Origin of the sequence: Janthinobacterium sp. SUN206 (assembly GCF_030587305.1) — a bacterium.
Classification (GTDB): domain Bacteria; phylum Pseudomonadota; class Gammaproteobacteria; order Burkholderiales; family Burkholderiaceae_D; genus Janthinobacterium; species Janthinobacterium kumbetense.
On record NZ_JAPWIB010000006.1, the window covers coordinates 95,409 to 108,021 of the forward strand.

The window sequence follows — 12,613 nt, forward strand, 5'->3', positions numbered from 1 at the left end:
CCCCTCCTCACTCTGACGCACTGAGCAAAAAAATAGTGCTTATTAATTAGGCAGGGAATCGGTTAAAATAGCAGGTTCCTCCGTCCATTCCAGGTTCTTCAGTGCAAATCGGCCCTCACATTCTGCGCAACAACGTTTTCGTCGCTCCCATGGCGGGCGTGACGGATCGGCCTTTCCGCCAGTTGTGCAAGCAGTTGGGCGCCGGTTACGCCGTGTCGGAGATGGCGGCGTCGAATCCGCGCCTGTGGGCGACGGAAAAAAGCTCGCGCCGCACGGACCATGCAGGCGAAATGGAGCCGAAGGCCGTGCAGATCGCCGGCGCCGATCCGCAAGACCTGGCCGACTGCGCCAAGTTCAACGTGGACCGGGGCGCGCAGATCATCGACATCAACATGGGTTGCCCCGTCAAAAAGGTGTGCAACAGCTGGTGCGGTTCGGCCTTGTTGCAAAACGAAAGCCTGGTCGAAAAGATATTGCACGCCGTCGTCAACGCCGTCGACGTGCCAGTCACCTTGAAATTTCGCACGGGCTGGAACCGCGAAAACAAGAATGCCCTGAAAATCGCCCGCATCGCCGAGCAAGCCGGCATCCAGATGCTGACCCTGCACGGCCGCACGCGCGCCGATGGCTACAAGGGCGATGCCGAATATGAAACTATTGCCGCCGTGAAAGCATCGGTGGGCATTCCCGTGGTGGCCAACGGCGACATTACCAGTCCTGAGAAGGCCCGCTTTGTGCTGGATCAAACGGGCGCCGATGCCGTCATGATCGGCCGCGCGGCGCAGGGCCGGCCGTGGATTTGCCGCGAGATCGACCACTTTTTGCGCACCGGCACCTTGTTGCCGGCGCCTTACGTGGATGAAGTCCGCACCCTGATGGATGAGCATTTGCGCGCCCATTACGCGTTTTATGGGGAATTTCTCGGCGTGCGCACGGCGCGCAAGCACATCGGCTGGTATGTCAAGGATCTGGAAGGCGGCGAAGCGTTCCGACAGCAAATGAACTTGCTGGAGTCGACGGAAGCGCAGTTGCTGGCCGTCGATCAATTTTTTGAGTCGCAATGGAAATTTGGCGAACGGTTACAATACCGCCTCTCCGAATCCAGTGAAAGTGGCCTGATCGATGTGATCGAACCTGCAGCCACGGCAGCATGAGCAGATAGCAACAAGCAGCATAAATCAGTGACCAGCAGTACAAGGGCGAGCGCCTATATACAGAGCGTCATGCAATATTAATTACAACACCGAGGCAAGAGGGCAGCACGCGGACCGCATGAGCGACGCGGCACCGGATAGCCAGGTGTTCAGCCGGTTGAAGCATACAAATGAGCAAAGAAAGCATTCAGGAAGTCGTACAGAAAAGTCTAGAAGATTACTTCAATGACCTGGGCGAACAGCAAGCATCGAATATCTATGACATGGTCGTGCTGACCGTGGAAAAGCCCATCCTGGAAGTCGTGATGACACGCGCCGATGGCAACCAGTCGCACGCCGCGCAGATGCTGGGCATCAACCGCAATACCCTGCGCAAGAAATTGCAGGAGCACGGTTTGCTGTAATGCCGGCATGCAAGTGACGCCAAGATTTGAATCCGCCGCCGCCTCAGCCAGACGACTGAGCGGCGCCATTCGCCAAGAACACTTAACCACCTAGCCACAGCCATGATCAAACAAGCTCTCCTCTCCGTTTCCGACAAGACCGGCGTTCTCGAATTCGCCCGCGCCCTGTCCGCCCTTGGCGTCAACCTCCTGTCCACAGGCGGGACCGCAAAATTGCTGGCAGACAACGGTGTTCCCGTCACGGAAGTTGCCGATTACACGGGTTTCCCGGAGATGCTCGATGGCCGTGTGAAGACCCTGCACCCGAAAGTGCACGGCGGTATCCTGGCGCGCCGCGATTTCCCTGAGCACATGTCGAAACTGGTCGAGCACGACATGCCGACCATCGACATGGTGGTGGTCAACCTGTACCCGTTCCAGGGCACGGTCGCCAAGGCCGATTGCACCCTGGAAGACGCGATCGAAAATATCGATATCGGCGGCCCGACCATGCTGCGTTCGGCGGCCAAGAACCACAAGGACGTGGTCGTCATCTGCGACCCGAGCGACTACGACGCCGTGCTGGCGGAAATGCGCTCGGCCGACGGCAAGGCCGGCGACGTCAGCTACGACACCAAATTCATGCTGGCGAAAAAAGTCTTTGCGCACACGGCGCAATACGATGGCGCCATCACCAATTACCTGACCAGCCTGGGCCCGACGAAAGTGCACGCCGAGCGCGGCGCCTACCCGCAAATCCTCAACGTTGCATTTGAGAAAGTGCAAGACATGCGCTACGGTGAAAACCCGCACCAGAGCGCCGCCTTCTACCGCGACCTGGTCGCCACCGATGGCGCGCTGGCCAACTACCGCCAGCTGCAAGGCAAGGAATTGTCGTACAACAACATCGCCGATGCGGATGCGGCCTGGGAATGCGTGAAGAGCATGGGCGGCTTCGAGCAAAGCGCCGCTTGCGTCATCGTCAAGCATGCGAACCCATGCGGCGTAGCGCTGGGCAAGAATGCGGCGGAAGCGTATGCGCGCGCCCTGCAGACGGACCCGACCTCGGCATTCGGCGGCATCATCGCCTTCAACACGGAACTGGACGGCGCCACCGCCGGCGAAATCGCCAAGCTGTTCGTCGAAGTGCTGATCGCTCCATCGTTCTCCGCCGAAGCGAAACAGATTCTGTCGAGCAAGCAAAACGTGCGCATGCTGGAAATTCCGCTGGGTGGCGGCGTGCACGCCATGGACTTCAAGCGCGTCGGTGGCGGCTTGCTGGTGCAATCGCCGGATGCGAAAAACGTCGGTATCGCCGACTTGCGCGTGGTCAGCAAGCTGCAGCCAACGCCGCAGCAATTGGCCGACCTGATGTTCGCCTGGAAAGTGGCGAAATTCGTCAAGTCGAACGCCATCGTCTTCTGCGGCAATAACATGACCCTGGGCGTGGGCGCAGGCCAGATGAGCCGTATCGACTCGGCCCGCATCGCGTCCATCAAGGCGCAAAACGCCGGCCTGAGCCTGACCGGCTCCGTGGTGGCGTCGGACGCCTTCTTCCCGTTCCGCGACGGCCTCGACGTCGTCGTCGACGCGGGCGCGACCTGCGTCATCCACCCGGGCGGCTCCATGCGCGACCAGGAAGTGATCGACGCGGCGGACGAGCGCGGCGTTGTCATGTTGTATACCGGAACCCGTCACTTCCGTCATTGATCTGGAACAGGCCGGGATTCAATACCCCGGCTGGCAGTAACTCAGCGGCAGGCACCGGTTATTCACCGGTGCCTGCCGTATTCATTATAGAATCTGGCGATGATTATTCTTGGCATCGATCCTGGCCTGCGCACGACCGGCTTTGGGGTCATTGAAAAACACGGCAACAAGCTGCGCTATATCGCTTCGGGTACTGTCAAGACGGGTTCCGAAGGGGAATTGCCGCCGCGCCTGAAGGTCATCCTGCAAGGCGTGAGCGAAATCGTCGGCACCTACCAGCCCGATTGCGCGGCCATCGAAAAAGTGTTTGTCAACGTCAATCCCCAATCGACCCTGCTGCTGGGCCAGGCGCGTGGCGCGGCCATCTGCGCGCTGGTCAACGCCGACCTGTCGGTGGCCGAATACACGGCGCTGCAAGTGAAACAGGCCGTCACGGGCCACGGCAAGGCGGCCAAGGAACAGGTGCAGGAAATGGTGTCGCGCCTGCTGTCCTTGCCCGGCTTGCCCGGCACGGATGCGGCCGATGCCCTGGGCGTGGCCATTTGCCATGCCAACAGCATCGATGCGCTGGCCATGATCGGCGCGCTGGCGCCCCAGCTGCAGGGGCTGCGCATGAAGCGCGGCCGTTTAGTGGGATAGCTGCATGGCCCTCATATATATACACAACATTAGGAACACGCGATGATAGGCCGTCTCTCCGGTATTTTGCTTGAAAAGAATCCGCCACAATTGCTGGTCGATTGCCAGGGCGTCGGCTATGAAGTCGACGTGCCGATGAGCACTTTTTACAACTTGCCCCACGTGGGCGAAAAAGTCGTGCTGTTCACGCACCAGGCCATCCGCGAAGATGCGCATTTGCTGTTTGGCTTTGGCAATGCGGCCGAGCGTGCCGTATTCCGCCAGTTGATCAAGATCACGGGCGTGGGCGCGCGCATGGCCCTGTCGATTTTGTCCGGCATGACGATTGCCGACCTGGCGCAGGCGATTACCCTGCAGGATTCCGGCCGCCTCGTGAAAGTGCCGGGCATCGGCAAGAAGACGGCCGAGCGCCTGCTGCTGGAATTAAAGGGCAAGATCGGTGCCGATCTTGGCCCGCTGGGCGCGCATGCGGCGCCGGACGCCCAATCGGACATTTTGAACGCACTGGTGGCGCTCGGCTATTCGGACAAGGAAGCGCTGGCGGCCGTGAAAAACGTGCCGGCTGGCAGCGGTGTGTCGGATGGCATCAAACTGGCGCTGAAAGCGCTGTCGAAAGGCTGATAGGGCATGAGCATCCAGACCGACAGCTTCACGGAACAGCGCATCATCGACGCGGCGCCCATTTCGCACAACGAAGAGGCCATCGAACGGGCCTTGCGCCCGAAGCAGCTCGACGAGTATGTGGGGCAGGAAAAGATCCGCGACCAGCTGGAAATTTTCATCACGGCCGCGCGCCAGCGCAAGGAAGCGCTCGACCACACTTTATTGTTCGGCCCGCCTGGCTTGGGCAAGACGACCCTGGCGCACATCATCGCGCGCGAAATGGGCGTCAACCTGCGCCAGACCTCCGGCCCCGTGCTGGAGCGTCCGGGCGACCTGGCGGCGATCCTGACGAACCTGGAAGCGAACGATGTCCTGTTCATCGATGAAATCCATCGGCTGTCGCCCGTCGTGGAAGAGATTTTGTATCCAGCGCTTGAGGATTATCAAATCGATATCATGATCGGCGAAGGCCCGGCCGCCCGTTCCGTAAAACTCGATCTGCAACCGTTTACATTAGTGGGCGCCACCACGCGCGCCGGCATGCTGACCAATCCGCTGCGCGACCGCTTCGGCATCGTGGCGCGGCTGGAGTTCTATAACACGGGCGAATTGACGAAGATCGTCACGCGCAGCGCCGCCTTGCTGAAGGCGCCCATCGATCCGGAAGGCGCGCATGAAATCGCCCAGCGCGCGCGCGGCACGCCCCGCATCGCCAACCGCCTGCTGCGCCGCGTGCGCGATTTCGCGGAAGTCAAAAGCAATGGCGAGATCACCAAGGTGGTGGCCGACCGCGCGCTGGCCATGCTCGACGTCGATTCCGCCGGCTTTGATGTGATGGACCGCAAGCTGCTCGAAGCCGTGCTGTTCAAGTTCGGCGGCGGCCCCGTCGGCATCGGCAACCTGGCGGCGGCCATCGGCGAAGCGGCCGATACCATCGAAGACGTGCTGGAACCGTACCTGATACAGCAAGGTTTCCTGCAGCGCACGCCCCGTGGCCGTGTCGCCACGCCGGCCGCGTACCTGCACTTCGGCGTCAGCGCGCCGCGCATGGGTCCCGGCGGCGAAGCGTGGGAACTGTGATGGCGGAAGGCAGCCAACAGACTGCGCCGGGCATGCAGATCTGGATCGACGCCGACGCCTGTCCCGTCGTCATCAAGGAAATCCTGTACCGCGTGGCCGACCGCCTGGAGCTGCCGCTCACCCTGGTGGCCAACCAGGGCTTGCGCGTGCCACCTTCGCGTTTCATCCGTACCGTGCAAGTGCCGTCCGGCGCCGACGTGGCCGACCAGGAAATCGTGCGCCTGCTCAATCCGGGCGACCTCGTCATCACGGGCGACATCCCGCTGGCCGCCGACGTGCTGACCAAGGGCGGTTTTGCGCTGAACCCCCGTGGCGAGTTTTACACGAAGGACAATATCGCCCAGCAACTGACGATGCGCGCCTTCATGGAAGAATTGCGCAGCGGCGGCGTCGACACGGGCGGCCCGGCCGCCTTCAGCCAGTCGGACCGGCAACAGTTCGCCAATAGCCTGGACCGGCATCTGAGCAAGCATCACCGCAAGCCGGCGTAAAGCGGCAGGCTTTAAAAAAACCGGCGCAAGCCGGTTTTTTTAAAGCCAATTTGATCTAGCGCACAACTTTTCTCGTACCCACCACTTCCACCGTCACGCGGCGGTTCTTGGCGCGCCCGGCGGCGCTCGTGTTGTCGGCCACGGGCTGCGTTTCTCCCTTGCCTTCCGTGTAGACGCGGTTCGTTTCCACGCCTTGCGCCACCAGGTAAGCCTTGACGGCTTCGGCGCGGCGCTGCGACAGTTTCTGGTTGTAGGCATCCGGACCGACGGCATCCGTATGGCCCACCGTGACGATGACTTCCAGGTCCATGCCATTCAACTGGCCCAGCAACTGGTCCAGCGCCGCCTTGCCTTGCGGCTTGAGCGTCGATTGATCGAAATCAAACAATGCCTCCGAAGCAAACGACACTTTTTCCGCTACTGGTGTTGGCGCCGGCGCGGCCACGATGACAGGCGCCGGCATGGCGACGACAGGGGCGACGTCGGGCGCCGGCTGGTAGGCGGGCGTGGCGCTGGCCGGGCGGCCCAGTTTATACACGAGGCTGACGGAATACAGGTCCGCATCGCCGCGGTTGCCCACGGCGTCGTTCAAGCGATAGCGCTCGACTTCGCCGCGCAGGGCCAGCGCTTCGCTGAACTTGTATTCCAGGCCCAGTCCCAGCTTGGCATTGAGCTTGCGCTCGCTGGCATGCGTATTGGTCGAACCCAGCAGGCGGTTGCCGCTGAACTCCGTATTCGTCTTGGTGTAGTGCATGCCGACCCGGCCCAGTAACGATACGCGCTGCGACAGCGGCAGCTGGCCCAGCAAGTCCAGGTTCACGCCGCGAAAGCCCACTTGTCCATTCAGCACGCCGTTGCCGCTGGTGGTCGACTGGAAATCGAACTTGCCCAGGTCAAAGTAGCCCGCTTCCACGGCGACATACTGGTTCAGTTGCCGGCCGACAAACAATTTATAGCCCGTGTCGCGCTGGTCCTTGGCAAAACCGGTGACGGTTTCGCTGTTGGCGGCCAGGCTGGCGCGCAGACGCGGTTCGTCGATGGTGGCGCGCGACTGGCCCACGCCCGCGCCGAGGTACCAGGCGCTGTTGGCCCAGTCCGGGTTGATGAAAGTGTTGTCCTGCGCCTGCGCCGATTGCGCCGCCAGCAAGGCGCCGGCCATCACGCTCAGGGCGCCCAGTGTGTGTGCGATAGTCATGGTCATGTCCCGGTTATTTGGTGATCTGGTTGTTGCGCAGGGTAACGGCGGCAGCCGTCAGCACGCGGCCATTGAGCAGGGTCGTGTTGTCGCCCACCGTGATGGCGGCCGACTGGCCCAGGATATTGCCCTTGAAGACGCTGTTCGCGGCCAGGGTGGTGGGGCCGACGGGCAGCCAGCTGACGTTGTCGGCCGTGGCGCCATTGTTCAGGGCAACCACCGAGTTGACGGTCGAATTCAAGGTCAGCGTCGTGCGGAAGATGTACACGCCGGGACCGTTCAGGGTCAAGGTACCCGTAATGCTGATGGCGCCCGCATAGCAATACACGCCGGGGCCGAAGGTCTGGCCGCCCAGGTCGATGCCGCCGGCAAAGCTGACGTCGCAAGTGCGGCTGTTGCCGTCCGTGATCGCCGCTTGCAAATCCGTCATGGCGCCGGCCAGGATGGCGCCCGACTTGTAGTTGGTAAAACCTGCCGCCTGGGTTGGGTCGACCGTTTGCGAAGGCGCACCGACGTCGCCCGTGATCAGGGTGGTGCCGCCCGAATTGTTCGTGATCGAAGTACCGGCCAGCACGCCGAATGGCGCCGCGCGGCCCAGGATGATCGGGTTCAGGACGGGCGGGATGGCGACGGCGGTGACGGTCAGCAGCGCGCTGCCCGATTGGCCGCCGGCCGTGGCCGTGATGTTGCTGGTGCCGGCGGCGATGCCCGTGGCGACGCCCGTGTTCAATACCGTGGCATTGGCGACCGTAGCCGACGTCCAGACGGCGCTATTGGTGATGATGGCGTTCGAGCTGTCCGAATACGTTGCCGTGGCAACGAATTGCTGCGTGGCGCCGACAGCGATGCTGGCGGTGGCCGGCGTGACGGCGATGCTGGCCAGGGTGAGGGCAGGGACGGTGACGGTGGTGCTGGCCGTCTTGCCGTTGAAGCTGGCATTCATGACGCTGCTACCAAAGACAACGCCGGTGACGAGGCCATTGCTGGCGACGCTGGCGAAAGCGGGTGTGACGGCAACGAAGCTGCTGCCGGCCGTGACGTCGGCGGTGCTGCCATCCGAATACGTGGCGAGGACGGCCAGCTGGCGCGTCGCGGCGACGGGGATGATGGGGTTTTGCGGCGTGACGGCAATAGCCAGCAAGGTCGCTGGCGTAACGGTCAGCATGCTGCTGGCGCTCTTGCCGCCAAATGCGGCAGCGATGGCCGAAGTGCCGGCAGCAATGCCGGTGCTCAAGCCCGTGGCGCCATTGACGGTGGCATTGGCCGGCGTGGCCGACGTCCAGGCCGCCTTGGCGCTGACGTCTTGCGCCGAGCCGTCGCTGTACGTGGCGATGGCCGTGAATTGCTGGCCCGCGCCGATGGCGATGGTGGCCGTGGCGGGCGTGACTGCCAGGCTGGACAGGGTGGCGCCCGGCAAGCCGAGGATGGGATCGCGTCCCTGGTCACCGCCGCCGCAACCGGCGAGGGCGGTCATGGCCAACAAACCTGCCGAGACGAGCAGCGGGGTCAGATATCGCTTGAAGAGATTCATATAGTTCCTTTGTGCATGGCAGTCATTGCCGGGCATCCGCGGATGGGGTCATCCGGCAGAGCCATGCCGCCTTTCGCTACAGGGCGATGGCGTCACAGGCATGCACTATTTCATTTAGGAAACTTCAAGTATGTTCGGTGGCGCGCATAGCTTGCCCGCACGTGGAAATACGCGGGAATGCGAGGAATTCGGACTGGAAAACAACAGGTTTGCCGCAGGGGGAGGGCACAAAAAAGCCGGCGCAGGGCCGGCTTCATCAGGGCAGGGCGGGCGTTGATTACTCTTCGCGCACCCACGTTTGCGAGCGGCCAAACATCGGCACGCCGACATAGCCGCGCACTTGCAGCTTGGTGCCGCCTTCGATCAGCTCGGCCTTGCTCTTGTAGACCTTGCCGCTGGCCGGGTCCGTGATTTCGCCGCCCGTCCATTCCTTGCCGTCATATTTCAGGCCGGACAGGATCACCAGGCCGATGATGGGCTGGTCCTTGTTGGCGCCCGTGCACTTGTCGCACTTGGGATTTTGCTCTTCATTCGGGCCACGGAACAGCTTTTCGATCTTGCCTTGCAAGACGCCATTGCTTTCCGTGATGACGACGAGGGATTTCGGCTTGCCGCTGGCATCGTCGATGGTTTTCCACGTGCCGACAGGGGTGTAGTTGCCGTCGCGCGCGGCGGCGCTGCCGGCGATGGCCAGGGCGGCCATCATGATGCTTGCTGTGACGCTTGCTTTGAAAATTTTATGCATTGCTAGTCTCCAATGGTTTTTTTGATCGGGTCACGAACAGTGTATATACCAAGGCAAGACCAGCCATCCTGCGCGGCGTCACGGATGACGCCGCGCAATCTTTCCAAACTTGCCTTATGCGCTGGCTAGTTTAGCAAACTGTTCGCGCAGTTTTTCAATTGTCGCCGAAAAACTGAGCAAACGCTCGTTTTCTTGCGCAACGATGGCGGCAGGGGCGCGCGCGACGAAACTTTCATTGCCCAATTTGCTGTTGACCTTGGCAATTTCCGCTTCGATGCGGGCGATTTCCTTGCCCAGGCGCTCGCGTTCGGCGGCCACGTCGATTTCCACTTTCAGCATCAGCTTGGTGGTGCCGACGATGGCGACGGCCGCTGGCGAGTCCGGCAACGCATCGACGATCTGCACTTCGGCCAGCTTGCCCAGCGACTGGATGTACGGTGCGTACGACGCCAGCGCTTCTTTCTCGCTGGCATTGCCTGCCTCGACGATCAGCGGCACGCGCACGGATGGCGAGATCTGCATTTCGCCGCGCAGGTTGCGCGTCGCGTCCGTCAAGGCTTTCAGCTGCTGCATCCACGCTTCGGCCGATTCATCGATCTTGTCGGTGTTGGCGATCGGATACGGCTGCATCATGATCGAATCGCCCTCTGGCTTGAGCGTCTTGCCGGCCAGCGGCGCCACCGTTTGCCACAACGCTTCCGTGACGAAGGGGATGATCGGATGGGCCAGGCGCAGCACCACTTCCAGCACGCGCAGCAGGGTGTGGCGGGTGGCGCGCTGCTGGCCTTCCGTGCCTTGCTGTACTTGCACCTTGGCGACTTCCAGGTACCAGTCGCAATACTCGTCCCACACGAATTTGTAGATCGATGCGGCGATATTGTCGAAACGGAAGTCTTCGAAGCCCTTGGCCACGTCCAGTTCCGCTTTTTGCAGCAGGGAAATAATCCACTTGTCGGCTTGCGACAGATCAACGTCATTTGCCGTGCAATCCTTGCCTTCCGTGTTCATCATGACGAAACGGGTGGCGTTCCACATCTTGTTGCAGAAGTTGCGGTAGCCTTCGCAGCGGCCCAGGTCGAAATTGATGTTGCGGCCCAGCGATGCATAGCTGGCCATGGTGAAGCGCACGGCGTCCGTGCCGTAGGCCGAAATGCCTTCCGGGAATTCCTTGCGCGTGGCCTTGGTGATCTTTTCCGCGTCGCGCGGGTTCATCAGGCCCGTGGTGCGCTTGACGATCAAGCCTTCCAGGTCGATGCCGTCGATCAAGTCGATCGGGTCCAGCGTGTTGCCCTTCGACTTGGACATCTTTTGCCCTGTCGAATCGCGCACGAGGCCGTGCACGTAGACGGTTTCAAACGGCACCTTGCCCGTGAAGTGTGCCGTCATCATGACCATGCGCGCGACCCAGAAGAAGATGATGTCGAAACCCGTCACCAGCACGGACGACGGCAGGAAGGCCTTCATGTCCGGGGTTTCTTCAGGCCAACCCATGGTCGAGAACGGCACCAGGGCCGACGAGAACCACGTGTCGAGCACGTCGTCGTCGCGCTTCAAGGGACCCGTGCTGCCGGCGGCCAGTGCCTTGGCTTCCGCTTCGGCTTGCGTTTTCGCAACAAAGATATTGCCGGCGTCGTCGTACCACGCCGGGATTTGATGGCCCCACCACAGTTGGCGCGAGATGCACCAGTCCTGGATGTTGTTGAGCCACTGGTTGTAGGTGGTGCTCCAGTTTTCCGGCACGAACTTGATTTCGCCGTTGGCGACCTTGTCCAGCGCCGTTTCCGCGATCGACTTGCCTGGGAAGAAAGTACCTTCCGGGGCCGGCTTGCTCATGGCGACAAACCACTGGTCCGTCAGCATCGGCTCGATGACGACGCCCGTGCGGTCGCCGCGCGGCACCATCAGTTTATGGGGCTTGACTTGCTCCAGCAAGCCTTGCGCATCGAGGTCGGCGACGATCTGCTTGCGCGCGGCGAAGCGGTCCATGCCGCGGTAGGCCTCGGGCGCATCGTCCGTGATCTTCGCGTCCAGGGTCAGGATGACGATCTGCGCCAGCTTGTGGCGTTGGCCCACGGCGTAATCGTTCATGTCGTGTGCAGGCGTAATCTTCACGCAGCCCGTGCCGAATTCCTTGTCGACGTATTCGTCGGCGATGATGGGGATTTCGCGGTCCGTCAGCGGCAGTTTCAGCATCTTGCCCACCAGCGCCGTGTAGCGCTCGTCTGTCGGATCGACGGCCACGGCCACGTCGCCCAGCATGGTTTCAGGACGGGTCGTGGCCACCGTCAGGAAGCCGCTGCCGTCGGCCAGCGGGTATTTGATGTACCACATGGAACCGTCTTCTTCCTCGGACACCACTTCCAGATCCGAGACAGCCGTGCCCAGCACGGGGTCCCAGTTGACGAGGCGCTTGCCGCGGTAGATCAAGCCTTGCTCGAACAGGCGCACGAAGACGTCGGTGACGACTTTCGAGCGCGGTTCATCCATCGTGAAGTATTCGCGCTGCCAGTCGGCCGAGGCGCCCAGGCGGCGCATCTGGCCGGTGATGATGGAACCGGATTTTTCTTTCCATTCCCACACTTTTTCCACAAATTTCTCGCGGCCCAGGTCATGGCGCGAAATCTTTTGCGCGTCCAGCTGGCGTTGCACGACGATTTGCGTGGCGATGCCCGCGTGGTCGGTGCCGGGAATCCAGGCCGTGTTGTGGCCCAGCATGCGGTGGTAGCGGGTCAGGCCATCCATGATGGTCTGGTTGAACGCATGGCCCATGTGCAGGGTGCCGGTGACGTTCGGCGGCGGCAACTGGATGCTGAAGGAAGGTTTTCCGGCATCGAGGGTGGCGGTGAAGTAACCGCGCTGTTCCCACTCGGTGCGCCAGAATTGTTCAATGTCGGCGGGCTCGAAAGACTTGGCTAATTCCATGATTTGGCGTGTGATTGGCAAAAGGAACCATTATAAGGGGTGCATAAAGCATGCGCAGCAAATAGCGGCCTTGGATGACCCGAAAAGCCGCGCACGATTGAGCAATATTGCTTCATTGTATTTTTTCTAAGCTATCATCTTTGCAACATTATTTGAAAGT

Annotated in this window: 11 protein-coding genes; 7 read left to right on the forward strand and 4 right to left on the reverse strand. The window is 61.5% G+C overall.

Annotation, left to right across the window (positions count from 1 at the left end; all coding sequences use genetic code 11):
• Positions 1-101 precede the first annotated feature (101 nt).
• The 7 genes from dusB to O3300_RS26450 all read left to right on the forward strand — a co-directional run bounded on the left by dusB (position 102) and on the right by O3300_RS26450 (position 6,060).
• On the forward strand, positions 102-1,154 hold the full coding sequence (gene dusB, locus O3300_RS26420) for a tRNA dihydrouridine synthase DusB (RefSeq protein ID WP_251351002.1): 1,053 nt from the start codon (positions 102-104) through the stop codon (positions 1,152-1,154).
• Positions 1,155-1,324: 170 nt separating this feature from the next.
• A complete protein-coding gene (locus O3300_RS26425) occupies positions 1,325-1,558 on the forward strand; it encodes a helix-turn-helix domain-containing protein (protein ID WP_008445162.1) in 234 nt (77 codons plus the stop codon).
• 102 nt (positions 1,559-1,660) lie between these two features.
• Positions 1,661-3,247: a bifunctional phosphoribosylaminoimidazolecarboxamide formyltransferase/IMP cyclohydrolase gene (gene purH, locus O3300_RS26430; protein WP_289913591.1), complete on the forward strand. Its 1,587-nt coding sequence runs from the start codon at positions 1,661-1,663 to the stop codon at positions 3,245-3,247.
• A gap of 99 nt (positions 3,248-3,346) precedes the next feature.
• Positions 3,347-3,886, forward strand: a complete 540-nt coding sequence (ruvC, locus tag O3300_RS26435; RefSeq protein WP_070253819.1) for a crossover junction endodeoxyribonuclease RuvC — start codon at positions 3,347-3,349, stop codon at positions 3,884-3,886.
• A 42-nt stretch (positions 3,887-3,928) separates the two neighbouring features.
• On the forward strand, positions 3,929-4,507 hold the full coding sequence (ruvA, locus tag O3300_RS26440; RefSeq protein ID WP_034784779.1) for a Holliday junction branch migration protein RuvA: 579 nt from the start codon (positions 3,929-3,931) through the stop codon (positions 4,505-4,507).
• A 6-nt stretch (positions 4,508-4,513) separates the two neighbouring features.
• Positions 4,514-5,569: a Holliday junction branch migration DNA helicase RuvB gene (ruvB, locus tag O3300_RS26445; RefSeq protein ID WP_034749202.1), complete on the forward strand. Its 1,056-nt coding sequence runs from the start codon at positions 4,514-4,516 to the stop codon at positions 5,567-5,569.
• Positions 5,570-5,601: 32 nt separating this feature from the next.
• Positions 5,602-6,060: a YaiI/YqxD family protein gene (locus tag O3300_RS26450; RefSeq protein ID WP_099668247.1), complete on the forward strand. Its 459-nt coding sequence runs from the start codon at positions 5,602-5,604 to the stop codon at positions 6,058-6,060.
• Positions 6,061-6,115: 55 nt separating this feature from the next.
• On the opposite strand, the gene O3300_RS26455 is transcribed toward O3300_RS26450, so the two are convergent.
• From O3300_RS26455 to O3300_RS26470, 4 genes are all read right to left on the reverse strand, one after another.
• Positions 6,116-7,255, reverse strand: coding sequence for an OmpA family protein (locus tag O3300_RS26455; protein ID WP_305054564.1), 1,140 nt, complete (start codon positions 7,253-7,255; stop codon positions 6,116-6,118).
• Positions 7,256-7,268: 13 nt separating this feature from the next.
• On the reverse strand, positions 7,269-8,786 hold the full coding sequence (locus O3300_RS26460) for an ice-binding family protein (RefSeq protein ID WP_305054565.1): 1,518 nt from the start codon (positions 8,784-8,786) through the stop codon (positions 7,269-7,271).
• 277 nt (positions 8,787-9,063) lie between these two features.
• Positions 9,064-9,531, reverse strand: a complete 468-nt coding sequence (locus O3300_RS26465) for a DUF2147 domain-containing protein (RefSeq protein ID WP_099665508.1) — start codon at positions 9,529-9,531, stop codon at positions 9,064-9,066.
• 114 nt (positions 9,532-9,645) lie between these two features.
• A complete protein-coding gene (locus O3300_RS26470) occupies positions 9,646-12,453 on the reverse strand; it encodes a valine--tRNA ligase (protein ID WP_251351007.1) in 2,808 nt (935 codons plus the stop codon).
• Positions 12,454-12,613 lie beyond the last annotated feature (160 nt).